Origin of the sequence: Streptomyces toxytricini, from assembly GCF_014649915.1 — a bacterium.
In the GTDB taxonomy this organism is placed as follows: Bacteria; Actinomycetota; Actinomycetes; order Streptomycetales; family Streptomycetaceae; genus Streptomyces; species Streptomyces toxytricini.
Window position 1 is genome coordinate 134,828 of record NZ_BMTY01000019.1, and the last position, 25,065, is coordinate 159,892.

Annotated in this window: 25 protein-coding genes and 1 tRNA gene; 9 read left to right on the top strand and 17 right to left on the bottom strand. The window is 73.8% G+C overall.

Annotation, left to right across the window (positions count from 1 at the left end; all coding sequences use genetic code 11):
* The first annotated feature begins 114 nt into the window (after positions 1-114).
* Positions 115-2,409 carry a transglycosylase domain-containing protein gene (locus IE170_RS23575; protein WP_189811444.1) on the top strand — a complete coding sequence of 765 codons (2,295 nt, stop codon included), beginning with the start codon at positions 115-117 and terminating at the stop codon, positions 2,407-2,409.
* Between the two features lie 76 nt (positions 2,410-2,485).
* Here IE170_RS23575 and IE170_RS23580 read toward each other — a convergent pair whose 3' ends face one another.
* On the bottom strand, positions 2,486-2,950 hold the full coding sequence (locus IE170_RS23580; RefSeq protein WP_189811445.1) for a GatB/YqeY domain-containing protein: 465 nt from the start codon (positions 2,948-2,950) through the stop codon (positions 2,486-2,488).
* Positions 2,951-3,017: 67 nt separating this feature from the next.
* Between IE170_RS23580 and IE170_RS23585 the strand changes: the two genes are divergently transcribed.
* The 4 genes from IE170_RS23585 (at position 3,018) to IE170_RS23600 (ending at position 5,665) form a co-directional block, all read left to right on the top strand.
* On the top strand, positions 3,018-3,956 hold the full coding sequence (locus tag IE170_RS23585; protein WP_189811446.1) for a metallophosphoesterase: 939 nt from the start codon (positions 3,018-3,020) through the stop codon (positions 3,954-3,956).
* A 99-nt stretch (positions 3,957-4,055) separates the two neighbouring features.
* Positions 4,056-4,129 (top strand) — tRNA-Pro (locus tag IE170_RS23590).
* 251 nt (positions 4,130-4,380) lie between these two features.
* The gene (locus tag IE170_RS23595) at positions 4,381-4,785 is read left to right on the top strand and encodes a VOC family protein (RefSeq protein WP_189811447.1); all 405 of its coding nucleotides are present in this window, start codon (positions 4,381-4,383) and stop codon (positions 4,783-4,785) included.
* A 106-nt stretch (positions 4,786-4,891) separates the two neighbouring features.
* Positions 4,892-5,665, top strand: a complete 774-nt coding sequence (locus tag IE170_RS23600) for an aminotransferase class IV family protein (RefSeq protein ID WP_189811448.1) — start codon at positions 4,892-4,894, stop codon at positions 5,663-5,665.
* A 10-nt stretch (positions 5,666-5,675) separates the two neighbouring features.
* On the opposite strand, the gene IE170_RS23605 is transcribed toward IE170_RS23600, so the two are convergent.
* On the bottom strand, positions 5,676-6,020 hold the full coding sequence (locus IE170_RS23605; protein WP_189811449.1) for a VOC family protein: 345 nt from the start codon (positions 6,018-6,020) through the stop codon (positions 5,676-5,678).
* Between the two features lie 63 nt (positions 6,021-6,083).
* On the opposite strand from IE170_RS23605, the gene IE170_RS23610 reads away from it, so the two are divergent.
* A complete protein-coding gene (locus tag IE170_RS23610; RefSeq protein ID WP_189811450.1) occupies positions 6,084-7,196 on the top strand; it encodes a sulfite oxidase in 1,113 nt (370 codons plus the stop codon).
* A 9-nt stretch (positions 7,197-7,205) separates the two neighbouring features.
* Here the strand turns inward: IE170_RS23610 and IE170_RS23615 are convergent, their stop codons facing one another.
* The 4 genes from IE170_RS23615 to IE170_RS23630 are packed head-to-tail and all read right to left on the bottom strand — an operon-like array spanning position 7,206 to position 9,921.
* Positions 7,206-7,715 (bottom strand): DUF5956 family protein, encoded by a 510-nt coding sequence (locus tag IE170_RS23615; protein WP_189811451.1) that lies wholly within the window; start codon positions 7,713-7,715, stop codon positions 7,206-7,208.
* A gap of 54 nt (positions 7,716-7,769) precedes the next feature.
* A complete protein-coding gene (locus tag IE170_RS23620; protein WP_189811452.1) occupies positions 7,770-8,372 on the bottom strand; it encodes an HD domain-containing protein in 603 nt (200 codons plus the stop codon).
* A gap of 11 nt (positions 8,373-8,383) precedes the next feature.
* The gene (codA, locus tag IE170_RS23625) at positions 8,384-9,712 is read right to left on the bottom strand and encodes a cytosine deaminase (RefSeq protein ID WP_223855521.1); all 1,329 of its coding nucleotides are present in this window, start codon (positions 9,710-9,712) and stop codon (positions 8,384-8,386) included.
* A 41-nt stretch (positions 9,713-9,753) separates the two neighbouring features.
* Complete coding sequence (locus tag IE170_RS23630; RefSeq protein WP_189811453.1) at positions 9,754-9,921, bottom strand: hypothetical protein; 168 nt, start codon at positions 9,919-9,921, stop codon at positions 9,754-9,756.
* 151 nt (positions 9,922-10,072) lie between these two features.
* Between IE170_RS23630 and IE170_RS23635 the strand changes: the two genes are divergently transcribed.
* Entirely contained in the window at positions 10,073-11,878 is a 1,806-nt protein-coding gene (locus IE170_RS23635) for a S9 family peptidase (protein WP_189811454.1), read from the top strand.
* 44 nt (positions 11,879-11,922) lie between these two features.
* Positions 11,923-12,762: an SURF1 family protein gene (locus IE170_RS23640; RefSeq protein WP_189811455.1), complete on the top strand. Its 840-nt coding sequence runs from the start codon at positions 11,923-11,925 to the stop codon at positions 12,760-12,762.
* Here the strand turns inward: IE170_RS23640 and IE170_RS23645 are convergent.
* The 7 genes from IE170_RS23645 to IE170_RS23675 form a co-directional block, all read right to left on the bottom strand.
* Positions 12,734-13,810 (bottom strand): hypothetical protein, encoded by a 1,077-nt coding sequence (locus IE170_RS23645; protein WP_189811456.1) that lies wholly within the window; start codon positions 13,808-13,810, stop codon positions 12,734-12,736. The genes IE170_RS23640 and IE170_RS23645 overlap by 29 nt on opposite strands.
* Complete coding sequence (locus IE170_RS23650) at positions 13,807-14,595, bottom strand: SigE family RNA polymerase sigma factor (RefSeq protein WP_189811457.1); 789 nt, start codon at positions 14,593-14,595, stop codon at positions 13,807-13,809. The genes IE170_RS23645 and IE170_RS23650 overlap by 4 nt, the downstream gene beginning before the upstream one ends.
* Before the next feature lie 173 nt (positions 14,596-14,768).
* A complete protein-coding gene (locus IE170_RS23655) occupies positions 14,769-15,842 on the bottom strand; it encodes an aspartate-semialdehyde dehydrogenase (protein WP_189811458.1) in 1,074 nt (357 codons plus the stop codon).
* Positions 15,839-17,119, bottom strand: coding sequence for an aspartate kinase (locus IE170_RS23660; RefSeq protein ID WP_189811459.1), 1,281 nt, complete (start codon positions 17,117-17,119; stop codon positions 15,839-15,841). The genes IE170_RS23655 and IE170_RS23660 overlap by 4 nt, the downstream gene beginning before the upstream one ends.
* 147 nt (positions 17,120-17,266) lie before the next feature.
* On the bottom strand, positions 17,267-17,941 hold the full coding sequence (locus IE170_RS23665) for a DUF5063 domain-containing protein (protein ID WP_189811460.1): 675 nt from the start codon (positions 17,939-17,941) through the stop codon (positions 17,267-17,269).
* Entirely contained in the window at positions 17,934-18,533 is a 600-nt protein-coding gene (gene recR / locus IE170_RS23670; RefSeq protein WP_189811461.1) for a recombination mediator RecR, read from the bottom strand. The genes IE170_RS23665 and recR overlap by 8 nt, the downstream gene beginning before the upstream one ends.
* A 46-nt stretch (positions 18,534-18,579) precedes the next feature.
* A complete protein-coding gene (locus tag IE170_RS23675) occupies positions 18,580-18,924 on the bottom strand; it encodes a YbaB/EbfC family nucleoid-associated protein (RefSeq protein WP_189811462.1) in 345 nt (114 codons plus the stop codon).
* Positions 18,925-19,179: 255 nt separating this feature from the next.
* On the opposite strand from IE170_RS23675, the gene IE170_RS23680 reads away from it, so the two are divergent.
* Entirely contained in the window at positions 19,180-19,947 is a 768-nt protein-coding gene (locus IE170_RS23680; RefSeq protein ID WP_229885110.1) for an SLATT domain-containing protein, read from the top strand.
* Between the two features lie 52 nt (positions 19,948-19,999).
* On the opposite strand, the gene IE170_RS23685 is transcribed toward IE170_RS23680, so the two are convergent.
* From IE170_RS23685 to IE170_RS23700, 4 genes are all read right to left on the bottom strand, one after another.
* On the bottom strand, positions 20,000-20,650 hold the full coding sequence (locus IE170_RS23685; protein WP_189811463.1) for a putative DNA-mimic protein: 651 nt from the start codon (positions 20,648-20,650) through the stop codon (positions 20,000-20,002).
* A gap of 148 nt (positions 20,651-20,798) precedes the next feature.
* A complete protein-coding gene (locus tag IE170_RS23690; protein ID WP_189811464.1) occupies positions 20,799-23,300 on the bottom strand; it encodes a glycosyltransferase in 2,502 nt (833 codons plus the stop codon).
* On the bottom strand, positions 23,297-23,977 hold the full coding sequence (locus tag IE170_RS23695; RefSeq protein WP_125544942.1) for a GntR family transcriptional regulator: 681 nt from the start codon (positions 23,975-23,977) through the stop codon (positions 23,297-23,299). The genes IE170_RS23690 and IE170_RS23695 overlap by 4 nt, the downstream gene beginning before the upstream one ends.
* A 96-nt stretch (positions 23,978-24,073) precedes the next feature.
* A partial coding sequence (locus tag IE170_RS23700; protein WP_189811465.1) for an aminotransferase class III-fold pyridoxal phosphate-dependent enzyme occupies positions 24,074-25,065 on the bottom strand: 992 nt, incomplete at its 5' end.

The following is a 25,065-nucleotide window of genomic DNA, read 5'->3' on the forward strand; positions in this document are numbered from 1 at the left end:
GGGTGAAAATCAAGCCGAGGGGTTGATGTCGCACCACACTGCTGTGACAGTTGGGGACAGCTTAGGCCAAGGCATTCGCGCGTGTCCGGTGAATGAGAACGTAGGCTTCCCTCCATGGGAAAGAAGCGCTCGGGCGCCGGGCTCACGGGGCCGCAGCAGGCCGCCAAGTTCCTCGGCCTGTCCGTCCTCTCCGGCGTCGTGCTCGCCGGCATCGCCATCCCGGGCGCCGGCGCCCTGGGGCTCGCCGCCAAGGGCACCGTCGAGGGGTTCGACGAGATCCCGGCCAACCTCAAGACACCACCGCTCAGCCAGCGCACCACCATCCTCGACGCCGAGGGCGGCCTGATCGCCACCGTGTACTCCCGCGACCGGCAGGTGGTGCCGCTGACGGCCATCTCCCCGTACATGCAGAAGGCCATCGTCGCGATCGAGGACTCACGCTTCTACGAGCACGGCGCAGTCGACCTCAAGGGCATCCTGCGCGCGGTCAACCGCAACGCGCAGGAGGGCGCCGCCGCGCAGGGCGCCTCGACGCTGACGCAGCAGTACGTGAAGAACGTCTTCGTCGAGGAGGCCGGCGACGACGAGACGAAGGTCCGCGAGGCCCAGGAGAAGAGCCTCGGCCGCAAGATCCGCGAGCTGAAGTACTCGATCCAGGTCGAGGAGGAGCTCGGGAAGAAGAAGATCCTCGAGAACTACCTCAACATCACCTACTTCGGGCAGCAGGCGTACGGCATCGAGTCCGCCTCGCAGCGCTACTTCAGCAAGCCCGCCAAGGACCTGACGCTGGAGGAGTCGGCTCTGCTCGCCGGCCTGGTGCAGTCGCCGAGCCGGTACGACCCGGTGAACGACTCCCAGGAGGCCATGAAGCGCCGGAACGTCGTCCTCCAGCGGATGGCCGACGTCAAGGACATCTCGCAGGCCGAGGCGGACGAGGCGAAGGGCAAGCCGGTCCAGCTGAAGGTGACCCGGCCGAAGAACGGCTGCATCACCGCCGTCAAGGGCGCGGGCTTCTTCTGCGACTACGTGCGCAACACCTTCCTGACCGACCCGGTCTTCGGCAAGACGCGCGAGGAGCGCGCCAAGCTGTGGAACCAGGGCGGCCTGACCGTCCGCACGACGCTCGACCCGCAGGCGCAGGACTCCGTCAACGAGTCGATCAAGGACCACGTCAACCAGGACGACAAGATCGCCACGGCGGTCACCCTGGTCCAGCCCGGCACCGGCCGCGTCCTCGCGATGGGCCAGTCGAAGCCCTACGGCTTCGGGAAGAACGAGACGCAGATCAACTACTCCGTCGACAAGCGGATGGGCGGCTCGAACTTCGGCTTCCCGACCGGCTCCACCTTCAAGCCGTTCGTCGCGGCGGCCGCGCTGGAGCAGGGCATCTCCCCGGGCCGGGTCTACAACTCCCCCTACCAGATGGAGTACCCGAGCCCGGTGCGGACCTGCAGCGACAAGCCGTGGGTCAACACCGACAACGAGCGCCTGGAGAACGAGCAGGAGTCCGAGGTCGGCCCGTACGGCATGACCCAGGCGATGGCGAAGTCGGTCAACACCTACTTCGTCGAGATGATCGCGGAGACGGGCCTGTGCCCGGTCACCGAGATGACCACCAAGCTCGGCGTCATCCCGGCCGACGGCACCAAGCTGCCCGAGGTCCCGGCCATCGCGCTCGGCAGTGAGGGCATGTCCCCGCTGACCATGGCCAACGCCTACGCGGCCTTCGCCAACCGCGGCGTCCGCTGCACGCCCGTCTCGATCGAGTCGATCACCGACGCGCACGGCAAGGCGCTGTCGGTGCCGAAGTCGAAGTGCGAGCGGGTGATGTCCGAGCGGACCGCCGACACCATCAACACGCTGCTGCTCGGCGTGGTCGACTCCGGCACCGGTACGCAGGCCGGCCTGACGGACCGGCAGAGCGCGGGCAAGACGGGCACCACCGACAGCCGCTACAACGCCTGGTTCGTCGGCTACACCCCGAACATGTCGGGCGCGACGTGGGTCGGCTCCGGCGGCGCCAAGCAGGTGTCGATGGAGAACATCACCATCGGCGGCAGGTACTACGACAAGGTCTACGGCGGCGGCCTGCCCGGCCCGATCTGGAAGCAGGCCGTCAGCGGCGCCCTCGCCGGCCGGGAGGTGGCGTCCTTCACCACCGTCGGCCTGCCCGACGCGGGAGCCGCCGGCGGCAGCGCCCGCCCTGGCACCCCGACCGCCCCCGTGAAGCCGGCCAAGCCGGGCAAGCCCGGCGGCGACGGCAAGCCCGGCGGCCGCCCCGGCGGCCAGACCGGCGGCCAGGCCATCGGCGGCGCGGCCAACGGAGGCGCGACGGGCGGCACGCCGACCGACCCGTTCCCCGGGATCACCCTGGAGCCCGGCATCATCGGCGGCCGCGACACGCAGTAGACGGCACACGACACATGAGGGCCCCGGCCGCCGTGGTTCACGGCGACCGGGGCCCTCGTGCGCGCCCGTGCGGCGGCTACTGGGAGAGGTGCTTCTTGACGGCGGCGGCGACGCGCCCGCCCTCGGCCAGCCCCGCCACCTTCGGGCTCACGATCTTCATGACGGCGCCCATGGCCCGCGGCCCCTCCGCACCGGCGGCCCGCGCCTCCTCGACGGCCTGCGCCACGATCGCGCCGAGCTCGTCGTCGGTCAGCTGCTTCGGCAGGTAGGTGTCGAGGAACTCGCCCTCGGCCGTCTCCCGCGCGGCCTGGTCGGCCCGGCCGCCCTGCGCGAACGCCTCCGCGGCCTCCCGGCGCTTCTTCGCCTCCTTGGCGATCACCTTGAGGACTTCCTCGTCGGACAGGACGCGCGCCTCCTTGCCCGCGACCTCCTCCTTGGTGATGGCGGCGAGGGTCAGCCGGAGCGTGGACGAGTGGAGCTCGTTCCGCTCCCTGATCGCGGTGGTGAGGTCTTCCTGCAGCTTGGCCTTGAGCGTGGTCATGACCCGAGTCTGCCAGGTGCTGGGGCGGTGGCGCCCACCGGTTTTCCCCGTCTGAGACCATGGGGCCATGCGCGCGCGTTACGGAGTACCCCTGAAGGTCACCGCCGGAATCGCGGCGGTGGGGGCCGCCGGAGTGGCCTATGCCGCCGGCTTCGAAGCCCGGTCGTTCCGGCTGCGGCGGGTCACCGTTCCCGTCCTCCCCGCGGGGATGCGGCCGCTGCGCGTCCTGCAGGTCTCCGACATCCACATGGTCTGCGGGCAGCGCAAGAAGCGGGCCTGGCTCCAGTCCCTGGCCGGGCTCCGCCCGGACTTCGTCGTCAACACCGGCGACAACCTCTCCGACACCGAGGGCGTGCCCGAGCTGCTCGACGCGCTCGGCCCGCTCATGTCCTTCCCCGGCGTCTACGTCTTCGGGTCGAACGACTACTACGGCCCGCGGCTACGCAACCCCGGCCGCTACCTGATCGAGAAGGTGCAGGGCCGGCACGGCCTGAACGGCAACAAGCCGGTCGTCGGCGCCGTCCACAACCCGTGGGAGGGCATGCGGGACGCCTTCGACGCGGCGGGCTGGGTCAACCTCACCAACACGCGCGGCCGGCTCAAGCTCGATGGCCTGGACCTCGCCTTCACCGGCCTCGACGACCCGCACATCAAGCGCGACCGCTACGAGCGGGTCGCGGGCGGCCCCGAGGCGGACGCCGACTTCTCGATCGCCGTCGTGCACGCCCCGTACCTGCGCAGCCTCGACGCCTTCACCGCGGACGGCTACCCGCTGGTCCTGGCCGGCCACACCCACGGCGGGCAGCTGTGCATCCCCTTCTACGGGGCGCTCGTCACCAACTGCGACCTGGACACGGACCGCGTCAAGGGCCTCTCCACCCACGAGGCGGCGGGCCACCGCTCCTACCTGCACGTCTCCGCAGGCTGCGGCACGAACCGCTTCACCCCGGTCCGCTTCGCCTGCCCCCCGGAGGCCACCCTCCTCACCCTGACCCCGAAGCCCTGACCCCCGGGGCGGACCGCGGCGAAACCGGATTTCGTCTCCGGCCGCGGGTCCGCTAAAGTAATCGATGTCGCCAGGGCAGCAGCCCGGCAAGGCGGCGATCGGGGTGTAGCGCAGCTTGGCAGCGCGCTTCGTTCGGGACGAAGAGGTCGTGGGTTCAAATCCCGCCACCCCGACAGAGTAAGACCAGGTCAGGGGCCTGATCCGAGAAATCGGATCAGGCCCCTGAGTGGTTTTGGCCCCCGGAGCCACGGGGAATCGGAGCGCCGTCGGCCCCCTCCCCCGTGGCCCTTGCCGAAGCGGGCCTCGGCGTACGCCCCGGTTCTCCGGGCGACGGACGGATCGTGCACCCGATGTAGGACACGAACGGACCTAATGGCGGGCTACCTTCGCGGAGCCCCACGCCGCCCACCCATGAGGAGCAGCAATGCTGCGAGGTCTCACGACGGTCCGCTTCCACGCCGCCGACCTGGAGTCCGCGAAGTCCTGGTACAGCGAACTCCTCGGCATCACGCCCTACTTCGAGCGCCCCGGCTACGCGGAGTACCGCATCGGCGACTACCAGCACGAGCTGGGACTGCTCGACAGCAAGTACGCGGAGGTCCTGGGCGCCCACGACCCGGGGAGTGCCGCAGGCGGCGCGGTGATCTACTGGCACGTGGACGACGTCCAGGCCGCCATGGACCGCCTGCTCTCCCTGGGCGCGACGCTCCACGAACCGGTCCGCCAGTTCGGCGAGGGCTTCGTCGGCGCCTCGGTGGTGGACCCCTTCGGCAACACCCTGGGCATCATGCAGAACCGCCACTACCTGGACGTCCTCGCCACCCGCTGAGTGCCCGGTTGCGACCCCGGCGGCCCCACCGGCTTGATCGGGACGGGACGGGATCGGGTGCGACAGCCGGTGGGAAAGGGAGCGGAGCTCCTGGCAGGGTGGTCCCATGGCTGAGCTGAATGGGGAGCCCGTCCGGGTCGGGGAGTTGCAGGCGCTCGCGCTCGTCAACTACGGGCATTTCACCACCATGCGGGTCCAGGACGGGCGGGTACGGGGGCTCCACCTGCATCTGGAGCGGCTTCGGGAGGACTGCCGGGTGCTGTTCGGGGTGGCGCTCGACACCGGGCGGGTAAGGGAGTTGGCGCGGCGGGTCGTGCCGGGCTCCGGTGCCGTCACGGTGCGGGTCACCCTTTTCGATCCGGGGCTCGACCTCGGCCGGCCCTCGGCTGCCCGTGATCCGCACGTCCTCGTGACCTCCCGGCCCGCCGGCGGGGCCGTGCCGCCCCCGCTGCGGGTGCGGTCGGTGGCGTACGTGCGGGACCTGCCCCGCGTGAAGGGCGTCGGCCTGTTCGGCGGGCTGTACCAGCGGCGGCAGGCGCAGGCGGCCGGCTTCGACGACGCACTGTTCACGGACCGGGGGCAGGCCGTCACCGAGGGAGCCACATGGAACATCGGCTTCTTCGACGGCAGCCGGGTCGTGTGGCCGGACGGCGAGTGCCTCGACGGCGTGACGATGCGGCTGCTGAAGCAGGCCCACCCGTACGGTTCGGCGACCGTGCGGCTCGGCGACGTCGCGGGGATGGAGGCCGCGTTCGCCACGAACGCGGCCGTGGGGGTCCGGGCCGTAAGCCTCGTCGACGGGGTCGGGTTGGACCCCTCCCATCCCGTCGTGGGTGAGCTGCGCCGCGCCTATGAGGACATTCCGGGGGACGAGCTGTAGGGCTCGGGCGTCAGCCCGTCACGAAGCAGAACTCATTGCCCTCCGGGTCGCGCATCGTCTGGAAGGAGCCCTGGTCGTCGGTGATCGTCCCGCCGGCCGGGGCGGCCCCCAGGGCGACGGCGCGGGCGACCGCCGCCGGGAGGTCGTCGACCGCCAGGTCCAGGTGCAGCCGGTTCTTCGCCGACTTGCCCTCCGGGACCGGTTGGAAGGCGAGCCGCGCGACCCCGGGCAGTTTCACGTGAAACCATCCGCGGGCCCGCTCCACGGGCTCCACTCCGAAGAGCTCCGCCCAGAAGCGCACGAGCTCCCCCGGCTCCCGGCAGTCCACGACGATCTGGTGCAGGCGTACGCGCATGCCGGCAGCGTACGGCCCCGGCCCCCGCGGGCGTCCGGCCGGGGCCGGGGAGACGATGGGGGCATGGACACGCCGTCGCCCGCCGACGTGAGCGGGCCGCCCCGGATCGCCGGGCCGGGCGAGGGGATCGGAGCGGACGAACTGGCCCTCGCCGCCCGCAACCACGGGATGCCGCTGGAGGCGCTGCGCTACGAGGTCACCCCGCCCGGCCTGCACTACGTCCTCGTCCACTACGACATCCCCGCCGCTGACGCCGGTGCCTGGCGGCTCACCGTGGACGGCCTGGTCCGCACGCCCCTGGAGCTGGACCTGGCGGAGCTGCGCGCGCTGCCGTCCGTCACCCGCCGCGTCACCATGGAGTGCGCGGGCAACGGTCGCGCCCGGCTGGAGCCGCGTCCGGTCAGCCAGCCGTGGCTCGTCGAGGCGGTCGGCACCGCCGACTGGACGGGCGTCCCGCTGCGCACCGTGCTCGACGCGGCCGGCATCCGCCCGGGCGCCGTCGAGGCCGTCTTCACGGGCGCCGACCACGGCATCGAGCGCGGTGTCGAGCAGGACTACCAGCGCAGCCTGCCGGTCGGCGCCGCGACCGGCGGCGACCCGGGCGTGCTGCTCGCGTACGCCATGAACGGCGGGCCCCTGCCGCCGCAGCACGGGCACCCGCTGCGGCTGGTCGTCCCCGGCTGGTACGGGATGGCGCACGTGAAGTGGCTGAGGGCGGTCACCCTGGTCGCTCAGCCGTTCACCGGCTTCCAGCAGGCGGTCGCCTACCGGTACCGGCAGGCGCCGGACGAGCCGGGCGATCCCGTCACGCGGATCGCCCCGCGCGCCCTGCTCGTACCGCCCGGCTTCCCCGACTTCATGTCGCGCACCCGCATCGTGCGGCCGGGACCGGTGCGCCTGGAGGGCCGCGCCTGGTCGGGCTTCGGGCCGGTCACCCGGGTCGAGGTGAGCACCGATGCCGGGCTGACCTGGGCGGATGCGGACCTGGCAGCGCCGGGCGGTGAGCGCTGCGCCTGGCAGGCCTGGCAGGCCGAGTGGGACGCGGCTCCCGGGCGGTACGTGCTCACGGCGCGGGCCGCGGACGCCGCCGGGCGCATCCAACCGCTGGAGCAGCCGTGGAACCGCGGCGGCTTCGGGAACAACCTCGTCCAGTACGTGCCGGTGCTGTGCACGTGATCGGGAGGATTAGTCCCCCGCTGCCAGCTCCGCCAGTTCGGTGCGGACCAGTTCCATGAACGCGACCGTCGCCGCGGGGTCGACCCCGCGCCCGGCGGCCAGCCCGCGCAGGTGGTCCAGGACGGCCGCGACGCTGGGGAAGCGCCCCACCGGCCGCAGCAGCCACAGCCGGCCGGGGGGCCGGGGCGGCAGGCCGAGCGCGGCGACGGCTTCGTCGGTCTCGCGGTCGAGGCCTCGCAGGTCCGGGCCGGCCAGCGGTTCGGCGCGGACGTCGGTGATGTGGCCGTGCCCGTCGAGGAGGGTGTCGACGGCCCAGTGGGTGGACCGGTCGGGGATCCAGGTGCGGTCGGCCGGCGGCCACACGTACGGGAGGAACACCCAGGCCGCCTCCTCGGGGGCGGGCTCCCAGCCGAGCGCCTCCAGTTCGCGGACCTCCGGCAGCCGGTCGGGTTCCTGTTCGCTGCGGCCGGAGCGGCGCTGTGCGAGCGGGTGCGGTGTTCCGTCCTCGTCCCACGACATGCGCGAGAGGCTACCGGCGCGGCGGGCCGGCACGGGTCAGCCCCGCCGCAGCCGTCAGCCCCGCCCTTGCGGCACGTCCAAGGGGTTGGAGGCGGCGCGTCCGGCGCCGCCCGAGGCGATCCAGGCGGCGGCCGCGCAGTCGGGCTTGCGTGCGGCCTGGTCGCGGACGAGGGCGGTGAAGGCCCCGCCGAAGCCGAGCCGCGGGTGGGCCGCGAGCAGGGCGGCGGTGAACGCCGGGTCGAACTCGGCGACGCGCAGGCCTGACACGTCGGCGCTGGTCCCGACCTGGAGGAGGTGGCTCTCGACGTCCTCGTCTGCGGTGACGTCGTCCCGCATGTGCCGGACGATGACCTCCTCGGCGCGGGCGCGCCGCTCGGCGGGCCAGCCGAGCCCGGCCGTCAGGACGCGGGCGACGTGCCCGCCGGCCTCCTCGAAGGGCAGGGTGTGGCTGTCGAACGGGGCGGTCAGGCCCAGGTCGTGGAGGAGGGCGCTGACGTAGAAGAGGTCCTCGTCGTAGGAGAGGCCGTGGACGGCCGCGTACTCGGCGCCGAAGGCGTACGAGCGGACGGAGTGGTTCAGCAGCGTGGCGCCGGCGTACTCGGCCGCGGTCTCCAGGGCTGCCCGGGCCGATGCGGTGTCACGTGTCCATGTCCTCATGGCGGTTCACCCTAGCCGCGGCCGAAATCCACCTCCTCCGGAGGGGCGCCGGGCGGCCAGGACAGCAGCGCCGGCGCCGGCGGGGTCTCGGCGACGACCCTGCCGTGCGCGGCGACGAGGCGGGGGCGGACCTGGCGGCGGAGCGCCTCCTGCGGGGTCGGCGCGGGCAGCAGGACGAAGGAGCCGGGCCCTCCCTCCGCGATGCCGTACTCGGCGTCCGTCAGGCCGAGGACGCGGGCGGCCCGGGTGGTGACCATCGCGAACGCCTCCGGGATCTCGGCGGCGCCGGTCAGCTGGGCGGCGTAGAGGCCCACGAGGGCCGTCTGGAGGGGGTTGCCGGTGCCGAGGGCGTTCCACGGGTCCATCACGTCGTCGTGGCCGAACGCGACGTTCACCCCGGCGGCCAGCATCTCCTTGACCTGGGTGAGGCCGCGCCGCTTGGGATAGGCGTCGAAGCGGCCCTGGAGGTTGAGGTTGGCGAAGGGGTTGGCGACCAGGTTGATGCCGGATCGGACCAGGAGCCGCTGGAGTTTGAGGCTGTACGCGCCGCCGTACGAGCCCATGGCAGTCGTGTGCGAGGCGGTCGCCCGGTCGCGGAGCCCGGTGCGCAGGGCGTGAGCGGCGAGCACCTCCACGAACCGCGAGTGCTCGTCGTCGATCTCGTCGCAGTGCGCGTCGACGCGCAGGCCGTGCTCCTCGGCGAGGGCGAAGGCGATGCCGAGGGAGGCGACGCCGTCCTCGCGGGTGTCCTCGTAGTGCGGGATGGCTCCGACGACGTCCGCGCCGCGGGCGACGGCCTCGCGGAGCAGGGCCTCCCCGCCGGGGAAGGAGACGATGCCCTCCTGCGGGAAGGCCGTGACCTGGAGGGTCATGAAGTCGCGGACGCGGTCGCGGAGCTCCAGCAGCGCGTCCAGCGCGGTCAGCGCCGGGTCGGTGGTGTCGCAGTGGGTCCGTACGTGCAGGACGCCCTGCGCCGCCTGCCAGCGCAGCACCTCGGTGGCGCGGGCCAGGACGTCCTCCCTGGTCAGGGCGGGTTTGCGGGCGCTCCAGCAGGCGATGCCCTCCCAGAGGGTGCCGGAGGCGTTGGGCCGCGGGTCGCCGGCGGTCAGGGCGGTGTCGAGGTGGATGTGCGGCTCGACGAAGGGGGCGCTGAGCAGCCCGCCGTCCGCGTCGACGTCCACCGCGGCGCGCGGCGGCGGGTGGTCGTCGGCACCGCGGGACCCGTGGGGCCTGATGCGGGCGATGCGCCCGTCTTCCCCGACGTGGACGTCGTACAGCCCGGGGCGCACACCGGTTCCGCCGGCCTCCGGCAGCCGGGCGCCGCGCACGGTCATCCGCATGGGCACACCCTAGGCCCGCGCCCGGCCTCCGAGGGGGCGGTTCAGCCGCGTTTGGCCTGGGCCTTCTGCTGCATGCCGCGCGTCTTCGCCGACGTGTACCGGGCCTCGCGGGCGGCGGACTTCGCGCGGGCTTCCGCCGCGGTGTTCTTCGCCCTCTCGCGCTGGCGCTCCGCGGCCTGCGCCGTGCCGGCCCGCTCCTTCTTGGCCATGGCCGTCCTCCTCGGGTCGCCGGGGTCTCGCCGGAAGTGTGCGTACGCCCTCCACTGTCCTCCGGTCCGCGGCCCCCGGCATCCCCGCGGCCGGGGGCGACCGCGGGCCTCGGCCGATCGGTTCGCGAGGCCGATCGGCTTACATAGAGGCATGACTGACAACACGGCCCCGCCGGCCCCGTCCATGCCCGACTGGGAGAAGCGCTTCCGGGCGCCGCGCGTCGGACTGCCCGAGTGGGCGCAGGACGCCCCCGACCGCTCGCTGTTCGTGTCGAACGCGACGGGCACCTACGAGCTGTACGCGTGGGACCGGGCCACCGGCGCGCAGCGGCAGGCGACGGACCGCCCGCACGGCACCACCGACGGCACGCTCTCCCCCGACGGGGAGTGGATCTGGTGGTTCCGCGACACCGACGGCGACGAGTTCGGCGTCTGGGTGCGACAGCCGTTCGCGGGCGGCCCGGACGAGCCGGCCGTCCCGGGCCTTGACCCGGCGTACCCGGCCGGCCTGGCGCTCGGCCGGGACGGCACGGCGGTCGTCGGCCGGTCCACCGACGAGGACGGCTCGACGATCCACGTGGTGCGGCCGGGCGGCGAGCCGGTGGAGGTCTACCGGCACCGCGAGTCGGCAGGGGTGGGCGACCTGTCGTGGGACGGGACGCTCATCGCGATCGAGCACACCGAGCACGGCGACGCCATGCACTCCTCCCTGCGCGTGGTCACCCTCGACGGCGAGACCGTCGCCGAGCTCGACGACTCCCGCGGCGGCACGGAGGAGCTGGGCCTGGAGGTCCTCGGCTTCGCACCGGTCCCGGGCGACACCCGGCTGCTGGTGGGGCACCAGCGGCGCGGACGCTGGGAGCCGATGGTGTGGGACGTGGCGACGGGCTCCGAGACGGACCTGGCGCTCGACCTGCCGGGCGACGTGGCCGCCGAGTGGTACCCGGACGGCTCGGCGCTGCTCGTCGAGCACGGCTTCGAGGCCCGCAGCGAGCTGTGGCGCTACGACCTGGCGGCGCGGGAGCTGACCCGGGTGGCCACCCCGCCGGGGACGGTCTCGGGGGCGACGGCCCGGCCGGACGGCACGGTCGAGTACCAGTGGTCGTCGGCGGCCGAGCCCCCGGCGGTGCGGTCGACGGCGGGCGGGGTCGTGCTGGAGCCGCCGGGCTTCCGGCCGCCGGGCTCGGTCCCGGTGGAGGACGCGTGGGTGGACGGGCCGGGCGGCCGGATCCACGCGTTGGTGCAGCGGCCCGCCGGCCGCGGCGACGGCCCGTTCCCGACGGTGTTCGAGCTGCACGGCGGCCCGACCTGGCACGACATGGACGCCTTCGCGGCGGGCCCGGCGGCCTGGCTGGACCACGGCTTCGCGGTGGTCCGCGTGAACTACCGCGGCTCGACCGGGTACGGGCGGGCGTGGACGGACGCGCTCAAGCACCGGGTCGGCCTGATCGAGCTGGAGGACGTCGCCGCGGTCCGCGCCTGGGCGGTGGACAGCGGGCTCGCCGACCCGGCGCGGCTGGTGCTGTCGGGCGGCTCGTGGGGCGGCTACCTGGCGCTGCTGGGGCTGGGCACGCAGCCGGAGGCGTGGGCGGTGGGCCTGGCCGCCGTGCCGGTCGCGGACTACGTGACCGCGTACCACGACGAGATGGAGGCGCTGAAGTCCCTGGACCGCACGCTCTTCGGCGGCACGCCGGAGGAGGTACCGGAGCGCTTCGCGGCGTCCTCCCCGCTGACGTACGTGGACGCGGTGCGGGCGCCCGTGCACATCGCGGCGGGCGTGAACGACCCGCGCTGCCCGATCCGGCAGATCGAGAACTACGTCGACCGGCTGGCGGCGCGCGGGGCGGTGCACGAGGTGTACCGCTACGACGCCGGGCACGGCTCGCTCGTCGTCGAGGAGCGGATCAAGCAGGTCGGCATGGAGATCGACTTCGCGCTGAAGCACCTCCCCCGCTGAACCCCGCCACCGCGGCCGCGGTGCACCCCCCGTACCGTGGTGGGGTGCACCGGTTTCTCCTGACCCCGCGGTGGTGGGGGATCAACGTCTTCGTCGCGCTCGCCGTCCCGTTCTGCCTGTTCATGGGCTCGTGGCAGCTCGGCCGTTTCGAGGACCGCGTCGCCACGCACCGCGAGGCCTCCGTCGAGCGGCCCGCCGGCGAGGCCGCGGCCCCGCTCGCCTCGCTGCTGCCGGTGGACAAGATGACCTCCGGCCGGCTCGCCTCGGTCTCCGGGGAGTACGCCGACCAGCTGCTGGTGCCGGAGCGGCGGCTCGACGGCAAGGCCGGCTTCTACGTCCTGACGCTGCTGAGGACCGACTCCGGCAAGGCGGTTCCGGTGGTCCGGGGCTGGCTGCCGGGGGCGGCGGACGCGGGCCGGGCGCCGGCTGCGCCGACCGGGCGGGTCGAGGTCACGGGGGCCCTGCAGGCTTCGGAGACGTCCACCAGCAAGGGCGTGTACTCCCGCGGCGGGCTGCCCGCCGGGCAACTCGGCGTCATCAGTGCGGCCTCGCTGGTCAACATGGTGCCGTACGAGCTGTACGACGCGTGGCTGACGGTGCAGACGCCGGCGGACGGGCTGACTCCGGTGCCGGCGCAGGCGCCGACCAACACGGGACTGGACCTGAAGGCGTTCCAGAACCTCGGCTACACCGGCGAGTGGTTCGTCTTCGTCGCGTTCGTGCTGTTCATGTGGTTCCGGCTGTACCGCCGCGAGGTGGAGGCGCTGCGCGACGCCGAGGCGGGCCTGCTGACCGCCGATGCCGCCCCCGACGCCCCTGCCGCCGCCCCCGCGGGTGCGGGCGGCGGCCCGCAGGTCACTGCTTCGGCTCGTCCAGCGGAATGACGCCCGTCCGGTAGACGGTGCCCCCGCAGGCGGCGGGGATCGTCGTCTGCGTGGTCGGGGCGGCCGCCCCCGCGGCGGCCGGGGTGTGCGTCACCTCCACGGCGGCCGTCTCCGGGGCCGGCGTGGTGCCCTGGTCGGCGCTCCCGGTCGTGCCGCCGCCGGCGTCCGTGCGCTGCTCGTCCTGCGGGGTGCCGCCGGCCGGCGGGGCGCTGCCGGCGCCGGAGGGGGCGGCCGCGCAGGACTCGCCGGAGGGCACCCAGGCGAAGCGGACCTCGTAGGCGGTGTTCGGCTGGAGCACCAGCTGCGGGGCTTCCGCCGCCGGGTCGGGCAGTTTGGCGGCCGGGTCCCCGGCCTTGTGGCCGACGACGGCGACGCCCTTGCCGGCCGCGGACGCGCTCACGGAGGCCGCCGTGACGGTGTCCGGGCCGGTGACGGTACAGCCGCGGGCGGAGACGTTGGTGACCTTGAAGCTGCCGTAGACCTTGCCGTCCGGCTCGGGTGCCTGGGCGCTGCCGCGGACGCCGAGCTGGTCGGCGCTGCACCCGGGCGGCGCGCCCTGGGCCGTCACCGGCGGCATGGGTCCGGATCCGGGGACGGCGGGGCCGCCCGAGGCCTCGGGTCCGGTGGTGCTGCCGCCGTCCGGCGATCCGGCGCCCGAGGGGTCGGGGTCGGCGGTGCCGTGGCCGGTGGTGCTGCCGCCGTCGGGGGCGGTGTTCGACTCGTGGCCGCCGTCGTGGCGGGTCCCGGTGCCGCCGGCGCCGGCGACCGTGTGGTCGTGCCCGTGGCCCGCCATGGCGGAGTGGCCGGCGGCTCCGCTGCCGGCCGTGGTGCTCAGGTGGACGGCCGTCGGGACGCCGGCTCCGGCCAGCAGCACGGCCGCCGCCGCGCCGACGAGGGCCCTGCGCCGCCGGGTCCGGCGGGCGGGGACGGCGTGGCGCAGCCGCTCCAGGGCGCCGTCGGAGGGTTCGAGTCCGGCGACGGCTGCGTGCAGCAGGGTCCGGAGCTCCTGCTCCTCGCCGCCGCGCGGCCCGGTGTGGTCGTCCATCATGACTGCGCAGCCTCCATCGCCACACGCAGCGCGGCAATTCCCCGCGATCCGTACGCCTTCACCGATCCGAGGGAGACGCCGAGGGTCTCGGCGACCTGGGCCTCGGTCATGTCCGCGAAGTACCGCAGCACCAGCACCTCGCGCTGCCGCCGCTGGAGCCCCCGCATTGCCTTGATGAGGTCGTCCCGTTCCAGCTGGTCGTACGCGCCTTCTTCGGCGCTGGCCATGTCCGGCATCGGCTTGGACAGCAGCTTCAGGCCGAGGATGCGGCGGCGCAGTGCGGAGCGGGAGAGGTTGACGACGGTCTGGCGCAGGTACGCCAGGGTCTTGTCCCGGTCGCGGACCCGGTTGCGGGCCGAGTGGACGCGGATGAACGCCTCCTGGACGACGTCCTCGCAGGAGGCGGTGTCGTCGAGGAGCAGGGCGGCCAGGCCGAGGAGGGAGCGGTAGTGGGCCCGGTAGGTCTCGGTGAGGTGGTCGACGGTGGTTCCGGCGACGACCTCCCGCTGCTCGGCGGCGTCTCCGTCGACGGCGCCCCGCACCCCGGCGGCCTCGCGGGCCGCGGCGTCCTCGGGTGCTCCTTCCTCGCCGGAGGCGCCCGCGCTACCGCGCGGCGCGGGCACGAGGCCGCCCCGGGTCGGCGCCGCGGACAGCGCGCCCGGCGGCACGGCGGGCGGCACCGGGACGGTCACCGGGAACCCGCCGGACGGGCCGGGCCGTCGCCGGGGCGCGGCGATCGTGCTGCGCACCGGGATGCCGGCGAAGTCGAGAAGTGCCTCTGCCACGCCCGTTGGACACGCGTCCCCCCGCCAGGGTTGTACGCGCGAGGCTGCTTCACCAGCAACATGTTCATTGTGGCCTCATGCGTACTCGCTCTTCCTGATTGCCCCAGTCCGTCCAGGCGGCAGTCAGGCCATCACCTTGATCTAGGGATCAGCACCTGATCCTACAAAGTGCATTACGCGAATTCAGCAGCGATCAGTTCCGCGGTCTGGACGGCGTTGAGCGCGGATCCGTGCAGCAGATTGTCCGCGCAGACGAAGAACTCCAGCGAGCACGGGTCGTCGAGGGAGGCGCGGAGCCGGCCCGCCCAGGCGGGGTCCGTGCCCGCCGCGTCGACGGGGGTGGGGAACTCGCCGGCCGCCGGGTCGTCGACCACTACGACGCCGGGCGCCGCCTGGAGCACCTCGCGGGCCCGGCCGGCGTCCACGGCACCGTCGAAGCGGGCCCGCAGGCTCAGCGAGTGGCCGGTCATCACCGGTACCTGGACGCAGGTCACGGCCACCGGCAGCGCCGGGAGCCGCAGGATCCGGCGGGTCTGCGCCCGTATGGCCAGCTCGTGCGTGGACCAGCCGCCGGCGGCGAGATCACCGCACCAGGGGACGACGTTCAGGGCGAGGGGGCCCGCGAAGGGCCCGGTGTCCTCGCCCACGGCACGCCGGACGTCGCCGGTCATCCCGCCGAGCGAGGTGCCGGCCACCAGGGACATCTGACGGCGCAGCGTCTCGGAGCCGGCCCGGCCGGCCGCGCTGGCGGCCTGGTACGAGGAGACGGTGAGGTCGCGCAGCCCGTACTCGGCGTGGAGGGCGCCGAGGGCCGCGGCCATGGCGGCGGTGACGCAGTCGGGGCCGGCGACGATGCCGCGCGGGCGATCCCGCACCTCCTCGGCGTTGACCTCGGGCACCACGAGCGGAACCCGGGGGTCCTCCCGGAAGGCGGCGGACTGGTCGACGACGGCGGCGCCGCGCGCGGTGGCGGCGGGCGCCCAGCGGGCCGAGACGTCGGCCGGGGTCAGGAAGACGACGACGTCGCCGCGGCCCATGCCGTCGAAGGCGTCCTCGGTGAGGGCCAGCACCTCGGCCTCCTCCCCGCGGACGGCCAGCAGGCGGCCGGCCGAGCGCGGGGAGGCGATCAGGCGTATCGCGCCCCAGACGTCCGCCCGTACGGACAGGAGCTGGAGCAGGACGGAACCGACCGCGCCGGTCGCCCCGACCACGGCGAGCACCGGGCCGGAGGACCGTGCGGGGTTCATCGTCCGGTGCCTCCGTAGACGACGGCCTCGTCGCTGTCGGAGTCCAGGCCGAAGGCCGTGTGCACGGCGACGACGGCGGCGTTGACGTCGTCCTGGCGGGTCACGACCGAGATGCGGATCTCCGAGGTGGAGATCAGCTCGATGTTGACTCCCGCGTCGGACAGCGCCTGGAAGAAGGAGGCGGTGACGCCCGGGTTGGTCTTCATGCCCGCGCCGACCAGGGAGATCTTGCCGATCTGGTCGTCGTAGCGCAGCGAGTCGAAGCCGATCGCGGCCTTCGCCTTCTCCAGGGCGTCGATGGCCTTGTGGCCCTCGGTCTTGGGGAGGGTGAAGGAGATGTCCGTCAGACCGGTCGCCGCGGCGGACACGTTCTGGACGATCATGTCGATGTTGATCTCGGCGTCCGCGATGGCCCGGAAGATCGCCGCGGCCTCGCCCGGCTTGTCCGGTACGCCGACGACAGTGATCTTGGCTTCGGAGACGTCGTGGGCGACTCCGGAGATGATGGCGTGCTCCACCTGCTCGTCCCCTTGCGACTCGGGCTTCTCGTTGCTGACCCAGGTACCCGGCAGTCCGGAGAAGGACGAGCGGACGTGGATCGGGATGTTGTAACGGCGCGCGTACTCGACGCAGCGGTGCAGCAGCACCTTGGAGCCGGAGGCGGCGAGCTCCAGCATGTCCTCGGAGGAGATCCAGTCGATCTTCCGCGCCTTCTTGACGACGCGCGGGTCGGCGGTGAAGACGCCGTCGACGTCGGTGTAGATCTCGCAGACCTCGGCGTCGAGCGCCGCGGCGAGCGCGACGGCGGTCGTGTCCGAGCCGCCGCGGCCCAGGGTGGTGATGTCCTTGCTGTCCGCGGACACGCCCTGGAAGCCGGCGACGATGGCGATGTTGCCCTCGTCGAGCGCGGTGCGGATACGGCCCGGCGTGACATCGATGATGCGCGCCTTGTTGTGGACCGAGTCGGTGATCACGCCCGCCTGGCTGCCCGTGAACGACTGGGCCTCGTGGCCCAGGTTTTTGATCGCCATGGCCAGCAGCGCCATGGAGATCCGCTCTCCGGCGGTCAGCAGCATGTCGAATTCCCGCCCCGCAGGCATCGGGGATACCTGCTCGGCGAGATCGATCAGCTCGTCCGTCGTGTCGCCCATCGCGGAAACCACGACGACCACCTGGTGGCCGTTCTTCTTGGCATCCACGATCCGCTTGGCGACGCGCTTGATGCCCTCGGCATCGGCTACGGAGGAGCCTCCGTACTTCTGCACGACAAGGCCCACGTGCGCTCCTCGCTCATTCCTGTACTGCGGTCGCGGGCCAGTGTAACGAGCGACCGCAATGCGGCCGACGTGTACCACATCATGAGACCTTCCGTTCAGCCCATGACCACGCCGCGCCACGCCGCCCCCGGGGCCGGCCGCCTTCCGCTACCGCTCGCCGACCGGGTTGCGGACGGGCCGGCGGCCGACGTTCCCGAGCTCCTCGGCCATCACCAGTCCGGCCTGCTCGGCGAGGTCGTCCTCGGTGAGGTCCTCGTCCGTGTCGAGCCCGTCCAGCGCGGCCAGCGGCTGGTCCAGCCGCACGTGCGCGACGAGGGACTGCAGGGCGCGCAGCGTCGCCGAGGCCGTCTGGCCCCAGTTGGAGAAGTACGAGAACTGCCACCACCACAGCGCCTCGGCCGTCCGGCCCGCCCGGTAGTGCGCCAGCCCGTGCCGCAGGTCGGCCACCACGTCGGCCACGTCGTCGGAGATCCGGTGCGCCACCGGCGCCTTCCGCGGCTCGTACGGGTCGAAGACCTCCGAGTAGACGTCGACCGGCTCCAGCAGGTACGCGAAGCGCTCGCGGAGCTCGTCCACGTCCGGCTCCGGGCCCAGGTCGGGCTCGTAGCGCTCGTCGGGCAGGACGTCCTGGTAGGCGCCGAGCCGGCCGCCCGCCAGGAGCAGCTGCGAGAACTCCAGCAGGAGGAAGGGCACGGCGCTGTCGGGGTCCTCGCCCTTGGCCACCTCGGTGACCGCGACGATGAACGACTCGATCTGGTCCGCGATCTGGACGGCGAAGTCGTCCGGGTCCTGTCCCAGGGCGTGCAGCGTTGCGTCAGACATCGAGTAGCCGCCTTCCTTCAAAGGCACGCCCGAGCGTGACCTCGTCCGCGTACTCCAGGTCTCCCCCGACGGGGAGCCCGCTGGCCAGGCGGGTGACCTTCAGGCCCATGGGCTTGATCATGCGCGCGAGGTACGTGGCCGTCGCCTCGCCCTCCAGGTTCGGATCCGTGGCCAGGATCAGCTCGTTCACCGCGCCGTCCGCGAGCCGCGCGAGCAGCTCGCGGATGCGCAGGTCGTCCGGGCCGACGCCCTCGATGGGGCTGATCGCCCCGCCCAGCACGTGGTAGCGGCCGCGGAACTCGCGGGTCCGCTCGATCGCGACGACGTCCTTCGGCTCCTCCACCACACAGATCACGGAGGTGTCGCGGCGCGGGTCGCGGCAGATGCCGCACTGCTCCTCCTGCGCCACGTTGCCGCACACCGCGCAGAACCGGACCTTGTCCTTGACCTCCAGCAGGGCGTGCGCGAGGCGCCGGACGTCAGCCGGCTCCGCCTGCAGGATGTGGAAGGCGATCCGCTGCGCGCTCTTGGGCCCGACGCCGGGCAGCCTGCCCAGCTCGTCGATCAGGTCCTGGACCACGCCTTCGTACAACGGAACGCCTTCTTTCGCTATGGGGTGGGGGGTGCGGGGGAGGGGGCTAGAACGGCAGGCCGGGGATGCCGCTGCCGCCGCCCAGGCCCTGGGCCAGCGGGCCCAGCTTCTGCTGCTGGAGCGCCTGGGCGTTCTCGTTCGCCGCCTGCACGGCGGCGACGACCAGGTCGGCGAGGGTCTCGGTGTCCTCCGGGTCCACCGCCTTCGGGTCGATCACCAGCGCGCGCAGCTCGCCGGAGCCCGTCACGGTCGCCTTGACCAGGCCGCCGCCGGACTGGCCGTCGACCTCCGTGCGCGCCAGCTCCTCCTGGGCCGCCGCGAGATCCTGCTGCATCTTCTGGGCCTGCTGGAGCAGCTGCTGCATGTTGGGCTGACCGCCACCGGGAAACATCAGGTGATTCACTCCGTACGTCGGGACGCTTGGTCAATCCGAGCCTACGTGCTCACCGCGCGCGGCGCCCTACGCCGAGAGGACCAACTCTTTCGAGTGAGGGGCGCGGCGTGCGCATCGCTGATGGGGACCTTCCTGCGGGCGGAAAACCGGGGATTCCCCGCCCACCGGCCGCCATTCGAAGGTAGGAAAGGGCATGCGCACCATTTAGCACACGCGCACCACCACACGTCAGCGCAGCAGAGGGAGCGCCGGGTGAGCCAGCCGGACATGCAGCCCGAGGGGCCGGCCCGGGATCCCCGGGAGCCCCGGGACCCCCGGGAGGAGGGCGGCGGACCGATGGCGGCGGGCGACCTGACCGGGGGGCCGTTCCCCCTGGGGGACTGGGGCGAGCCGGCCGAGCGGCTGGACGAGCTGTACCGGCGGGTCGAGGCCGACGCGCTGCGCACCGCCGAGTGGTACCTCTCCGACCGGGCGTTCAAGCGGCGGGGCGCGCGGATCCTGCGGGCGGGGACCGCGGCGGGCGCGGTCGTCGGCGCCGCGATGCCGCTGGTGGAGCTGGCCGGGGCCGGGCACGGCGCGTCGCAGTACGGCTGGCTCGCGCTGCTGCTGAGCGCCGCCTGCCTGGCCTGCGACCGGTTCTTCGGCCTCACCTCCGGCTGGATGCGCGACGTCGCGACGGCGCAGGCGGTGCAGCGGCGGTTGCAGACCCTCCAGTTCGACTGGGCGTCGGAGAACGTGCGCGAGGTGCTGGGGCCCACCGAAGGCACCGCCAGCGAGGCCGCCGAGCGCTGCCTGACGGTCCTGCGCCGCTTCTCGGAGGACATCACGGAGCTGGTGCGCTCGGAGACGGCCGAGTGGATGGTCGAGTTCAGCGTCGGCCCGGCGCCGCTGGTGATGCAGTCCCTCGGCGGGTCCGCAGGCCGTGCGTCGGAGGCGGGCACCCCGCCGGCCCGCTTCCCGCTCCCGCCGGGGACGCGCCCGAACATGCCGCGGCAGCGGCCGCCCGAGCAGCCCCGCTGACCTGCGGCGGGGGCCGGGCAGGCGAGCGCGGCCAGAGGGAACCGGCGAGGCTTCAGCTGAAGATGATCATCGAGCCCTGGCCGAGGCTCCGCGTCGCCGCGGCGTGCAGGCCCAGCCACACGTGCCGCTCCCGCGCGAAGGGGCTGTCGTCGTACGGGATCGGCCCCGCCGGCTCCTCCAGCGACGTCGGCCGGCCGGGCGGAGCCGGCGCCACCGGCGGGTTCGCCGGGTCGATCCCGATCGCCGGGGCCACCACCGCGAGCTCCCGCAGCAAGCCCTGCGCCGAGCCCAGCGGGCCGCCCCCGGCCAGCAGCTCCTCGTTCGCCAGCGGCGCCGCGAAGTCCACCGGCACGTACGCGCCCGCGTGGTCGTAGTGCCAGACCAGGTGCGACTGCTGGGCCGCCGCCTCGAACATCTCCAGCAGCTGCTCGTAGTCCCCGCCCAGCTCGTCGACGGGCGTCACCGGCAGTCCGCAGACCCGCAGCAGGTAGGCCCGGCGCAGGAAGTGCAGGGCGTCGTAGTCGAACCCGGCGACCGGGGCGACGTCCCCGCTCAGCCCCGGCATGTACGCGAAGACCGGCACGGACGGCAGCCCGGCCTCGCCCAGCGCCTTGTCGTACGAGGCGATCTCTTCCGCGAAGGGGTTGTCGGCGCTGTGGCACAGCACGTCGACAAGGGGAACCAGCCACAGGTCACAGGCCACTCGGGCTCCGATCAGTCGTTGTCGCGCCGATGCCGCCAGCGTAGTGCTCCGGACACCCCGAGCGAAGGGCTGCGCAGAACCCGGGGGCCGCAGGGGGCGGGCTCCGGCCACCCCGCGGCCGGAGCCCGGCGGCCCGCCGCCTCCGCGGCTACCGGGGGCCCACCCGCCAGACCCAGACGTCCCGGACCCGCTCCGGCTCCGCGCCGAGCAGCCCCGTCAGGAGGCCGCGCAGCTCGTCGGCCCGGTCCTGGGACGGCAGCACCACGGCGCCCGCCTTCCAGTGGGCCAGGTCCCGGCGGGCCTGCTCCCGCCACTCCGGGGTGGCCTCCGGGGCCGGGGCGCCGTAGCGGACGTCCCGCAGCAGGTTCGACAGGTGGCGCGGCGGGGCCCCGTAGATGCCGATGCGCTCCTCGCCCCACGGGCCGTTGAAGTAGCCTCCGGCGAGCCGGAAGCCGAAGTCCGCCTCGACCTGCCAGTGCAGCGCGTCGGCCTGGGCGGGGTCCGGGAGCGGCACCGGGACGAGGGCCTCGCCCTCGCGGACGTAGTCCTTCCAGGCGCCCGAGGTGATGAACGCGGGCACCGGCGCCCGGTCCCGTACGGCCAGCGGAAGCGGCAGCACCGGGATCACCGCGGCCGCGGCCGCAAACAGGCCGAGCCTCCGCATGTCGCGCGACCGGGCGCGGGCGGCGCCGTCGAGGGCGAGGGCCAGCAGGATGCCGAGGACGGGAGCGCACACCATGGCGACGCGCCCCTCGATCACGGACTCGAACAGCGGCGCGTGGGCGAGCGGCGCCCAGGGGCCGGGCAGCACGATGTCGGTGAGCGGCACCCTCACCCGGGGCCCCAGCGAGAGCAGCAGCGCGGCGACTCCGGTGAGGGCCAGCGCGCGGATGCCGGGCCGGCGCCACAGCCAGACGCACACGGCGGCGCCGAAGGCGAGCAGCGGCCACCCGTAGAAGGCGTTCTGCTCGGTGGTGTTCATGGAGAGCCGGGCGGCGGTCTCGGCGTCGCCGAAGAGGGACCGGGCGGCGTACTCGATCAGGGCGCGCGGGCTGTTGCCGGCGTTGTCGCCGTGGAGGACCGAGTGGTAGCTCTGCGGGCCGAGGAACTGCCAGTACAGCGGGACCGCCACCAGCGGCAGGCACACGGCCAGCGCGATGGCGAGGCCGCGCGCGAGGGGGCGCGCGGCGGCCAGGGCGCGCCGCCGGTCGACCAGCAGGCAGGCGAGGCAGAACAGCAGCATGCCGAGCGCGGCGATGAGCAGCGGCTCCTCGCCGATGAAGACCTGGTACGCCGCGAACAGGCCGAGCAGCACCCCGTCGCGGACGACGCGGCGGCCCTCGCACAGGCGCAGGGCGCGGTCGACGATCAGCGGCAGCATGAAGAGGACGGTGAAGTTCGGGTGGCCGTTGGCGTGCGAGACCATCGGCGGCGCGAACGCGGCGAGCGCCCCGCCCGCGGCGGCGGCCCACCGGCTGCGGACGAAGCGGCGGCGGATCAGCCAGTACCAGGTCCAGGCGCTGGCGGCCATGCCGAGCGTGAGGACGAGGGCGAAGGTGACCGTCTCCCCGAACAGCAGCGTGATCGGGATGAACGGGACGTTCAGGCCGAGCATCGTGGCGTTCGCCATCAGGTTCACGCCGTCGGGCATGCCCTGGGCGGTGGTGAAGAGGGGGTTCCGCAGGTGGGTGATGTTGTCGGTGACGACGCCGGTGAACCACTCCCACTGGTTCTGGTCCTGGAGGGCGTCGCGCAGGTAGCGGCCGTCGAGGTCGGCCCACAGGCCGTGGAAGAGGTAGAAGGACAGGGCGAGGAACACCCCGGCGACGGCGAGGCCGCCGGCGTTCAGGCGCCACAGGTCGGCGAGCGCGCGGCGGCGGCCGCCCGCGGGGCGGCGGCCGGGCGGGCCGGTCGGCGCGGCGGAGCGGCGTACGGGCACTTCGGCGACGGCGCCGGGGCCGGCCTCGCGGCGCAGCAGGCGGGTCACCTCGGCGTCGACGGCGGGTCCGTCGAGGGTGGAGGCGGCGAACGCGGCGCGCGCCCGGTCGCCGTCGAGGAGGGCGAAGCCGCAGGTGTCGGCCCGGAAGCCGGGCACGCCGGGGATGCCGAGGGCGCGGACGAGGCGGCTGCCGGTCCGGCCGAGGACGGCGACGGGGGGTTCGGGGGCTTCGGGGGCCGGGGCGTCCGGATCCCGGTCGGCGGTAGTGCCCGCGGGCGGGGCGAGGACCGGTTCGAGGCGGTCCAGTTCCTCCGGCGGTACGCCGAGCCCGGCGTCGGCGAGCAGGATGCGGCGGCCCGTGGAGGCGGCGACTCCGGCGCGCAGGGCGGCGCCCTTGCCGCGGGGGGCGTCGAGGCGGACGAGCCGGATCCGCGGGTCGGCGGCCGCCTCGGCCGCGACGGCGGCGGCAGTGTCGTCGTCGGAGCCGTCGTCGGCGACGACGACCTCCCAGGCGGCGGGCCCCGTCCCGGGGCGGGAGTCGAGGTGCTCGCGGAGGGCGGCGGCCGTGGCGCGGATCCGGTGCCCGTCGCGGTACGCGGGGACGACGACGGACAGGCCGGCGGGCGCGGCGGGGCTCCCCGGGGCGGGGCCCGGGTCGGGCGGGGCCGCGGCGTGCGGGGTGGCGGCGGAGTCCGCGTTCGCGGCGCTCATGCGTCGGCCGTCTTCAGGGTGGCGGCCCAGTCCAGGCCGTGTTGGTTGTACGCGTACACGAGGCGGCGCACCTCGTCGGCGTCGCCGCGGGTCACCGCGTCGATCAGCTCGTTGTGGCCGGACCACAGCCCGGCGTTCAGGTCCGGTGCCGCCTTCAGGTGCGGCACGGCGAAGACCCAGCACTGCACGCGGATGCGGTGCAGGAAATCCGAGATGTACGTGTTGCCGACCAGCCCGCTCAGCTCCCTCCAGAAGCGCAGGTCGTAGCCGATCAGCACTTCGAGCGAGCCGCTCTGCACGGCCCGGCACGCCTCTTCGGCCCGACGGCGCACCGACACCAGCCTCTCGCCGCAGCCGGGCGCGGTGCCGCGCTCCACGAGCCGCCGGAAGATCCCGTCGACTATGAGCGTACGGGCCTCGATCATCCCCCGGAAGTCGTCCAGGGTGAAGACGCGCACGCGGAAGCCGCGGTGCTGGTCGGATTCCAGCAGCCCCTGCGCGGCGAGGTCGACGAGCGCCTCGCGCACGGGCGTCGCGGAGACGCCGTACTGCTCGGCGATCTGCTTGACGGTGAACTCGGTGCCGGGTGGCAGGCGTCCCGCCAGCACCTCGTCGCGCAGCGCGTCCGCGATCTGCCGGCGGAGTGTGTTGCGGGTGACGGCGGCGCTGCCTGCCATGGGGGTCCTTACTCCTTGGGGTGAACTTCGGACACCTTAGGGCAGGCAGCGCGGCCGAAACCGATCGATTCGGTGCTGTTATCGAGTTGCCTCCGGTCAGGCGGAGGCCGTGTGCCGGTCGGCGACGGTCAGCGCCTCGTCCAGGAGGGCCAGGCCCTCCTTCGCCTCCGCCTCGGTGACGGTGCAGGGCGGGACGACGTGCACGCGGTTCATGTTCACGAACGGCCACAGGCCGGAGGCCGTGCATGCGGCCGCGAACTCGGCCATCGGCGCGTTGTCGGCGCCGGAGGCGTTGTACGGGACGAGCGGCTCGCGGGTCTCCCGGTCGCGGACGAGCTCGACGGCCCAGAAGGCGCCGAGGCCGCGGACGTCGCCGACGGACGGGTGGCGCTCGGCGATCTCGGCGAGGGCGGGGCCGATCACGTGGCGGCCGAGGTGGGCGGCGTGCCCGACGACGTCCTCCTCCTCCATCGTGCGGATGGTCGCGACCGCGGCGGCGCAGGCCAGCGGGTGTCCGGAGTAGGTCAGCCCGCCCGGGTAGGGGCGTGTGGCGAAGGTCTCGGCGATGGCCGCGGAGATGGCGACGCCGCCGAGGGGGACGTACCCGCTGTTGACGCCCTTGGCGAAGGTGATCAGGTCGGGGGTGACGCCCCAGTGCTCGGCGGCGAACCACCGGCCGGTGCGGCCGAAGCCCGCCATGACCTCGTCGAGGATGAAGACGATGCCGTACCGGTCGCAGAGCTCGCGCACGCCGGCCAGGTAGCCGGCGGGCGGCACCATGATCCCGGCGGTGCCGGGGACGGTCTCCAGGATGATCGCGGCGATGGACGCCGGGCCCTCGAAGGCGATGGTGTCGGCGAGGTGGGCCAGGGCCCGCTCGCACTCCTCGGCCTCCGTTGCCGCGTGGAAGGGCGAGCGGTACAGGAAGGGCCCCCAGAAGTGGACCACCCCGGCGGAGCCGGTGTCGGAGGGCCAGCGGCGCGGGTCGCCGGTCAGGTTGATCGCGGCGGCGGTGGCGCCGTGGTAGGAGCGGTAGGCGGACAGCACCTTCGGCCGCCCGGTGTGCAGGCGGGCCATGCGGACGGCGT

Coding starts and splice junctions, on each gene's coding strand:
- IE170_RS23575 (WP_189811444.1), top strand. CDS start 115: ATGGGAAAGAAGCGCTCGGGCGCCGGGCTCACGGGGCCGCAGCAGGCC.
- IE170_RS23605 (WP_189811449.1), bottom strand. CDS start 6,020: ATGCGCGTACGCCTGCACCAGATCGTCGTGGACTGCCGGGAGCCGGGG.
- IE170_RS23635 (WP_189811454.1), top strand. CDS start 10,073: ATGACTGACAACACGGCCCCGCCGGCCCCGTCCATGCCCGACTGGGAG.
- IE170_RS23630 (WP_189811453.1), bottom strand. CDS start 9,921: ATGGCCAAGAAGGAGCGGGCCGGCACGGCGCAGGCCGCGGAGCGCCAG.
- codA (WP_223855521.1), bottom strand. CDS start 9,712: ATGCGGATGACCGTGCGCGGCGCCCGGCTGCCGGAGGCCGGCGGAACC.
- IE170_RS23580 (WP_189811445.1), bottom strand. CDS start 2,950: ATGACCACGCTCAAGGCCAAGCTGCAGGAAGACCTCACCACCGCGATC.
- IE170_RS23600 (WP_189811448.1), top strand. CDS start 4,892: ATGGCTGAGCTGAATGGGGAGCCCGTCCGGGTCGGGGAGTTGCAGGCG.
- IE170_RS23595 (WP_189811447.1), top strand. CDS start 4,381: ATGCTGCGAGGTCTCACGACGGTCCGCTTCCACGCCGCCGACCTGGAG.
- IE170_RS23695 (WP_125544942.1), bottom strand. CDS start 23,977: ATGGCAGGCAGCGCCGCCGTCACCCGCAACACACTCCGCCGGCAGATC.
- IE170_RS23615 (WP_189811451.1), bottom strand. CDS start 7,715: ATGTCGTGGGACGAGGACGGAACACCGCACCCGCTCGCACAGCGCCGC.
- IE170_RS23675 (WP_189811462.1), bottom strand. CDS start 18,924: ATGTTTCCCGGTGGCGGTCAGCCCAACATGCAGCAGCTGCTCCAGCAG.
- IE170_RS23665 (WP_189811460.1), bottom strand. CDS start 17,941: ATGTCTGACGCAACGCTGCACGCCCTGGGACAGGACCCGGACGACTTC.
- IE170_RS23645 (WP_189811456.1), bottom strand. CDS start 13,810: ATGATGGACGACCACACCGGGCCGCGCGGCGGCGAGGAGCAGGAGCTC.
- IE170_RS23620 (WP_189811452.1), bottom strand. CDS start 8,372: ATGAGGACATGGACACGTGACACCGCATCGGCCCGGGCAGCCCTGGAG.
- IE170_RS23655 (WP_189811458.1), bottom strand. CDS start 15,842: ATGAACCCCGCACGGTCCTCCGGCCCGGTGCTCGCCGTGGTCGGGGCG.
- IE170_RS23610 (WP_189811450.1), top strand. CDS start 6,084: ATGGACACGCCGTCGCCCGCCGACGTGAGCGGGCCGCCCCGGATCGCC.
- IE170_RS23585 (WP_189811446.1), top strand. CDS start 3,018: ATGCGCGCGCGTTACGGAGTACCCCTGAAGGTCACCGCCGGAATCGCG.
- IE170_RS23690 (WP_189811464.1), bottom strand. CDS start 23,300: ATGAGCGCCGCGAACGCGGACTCCGCCGCCACCCCGCACGCCGCGGCC.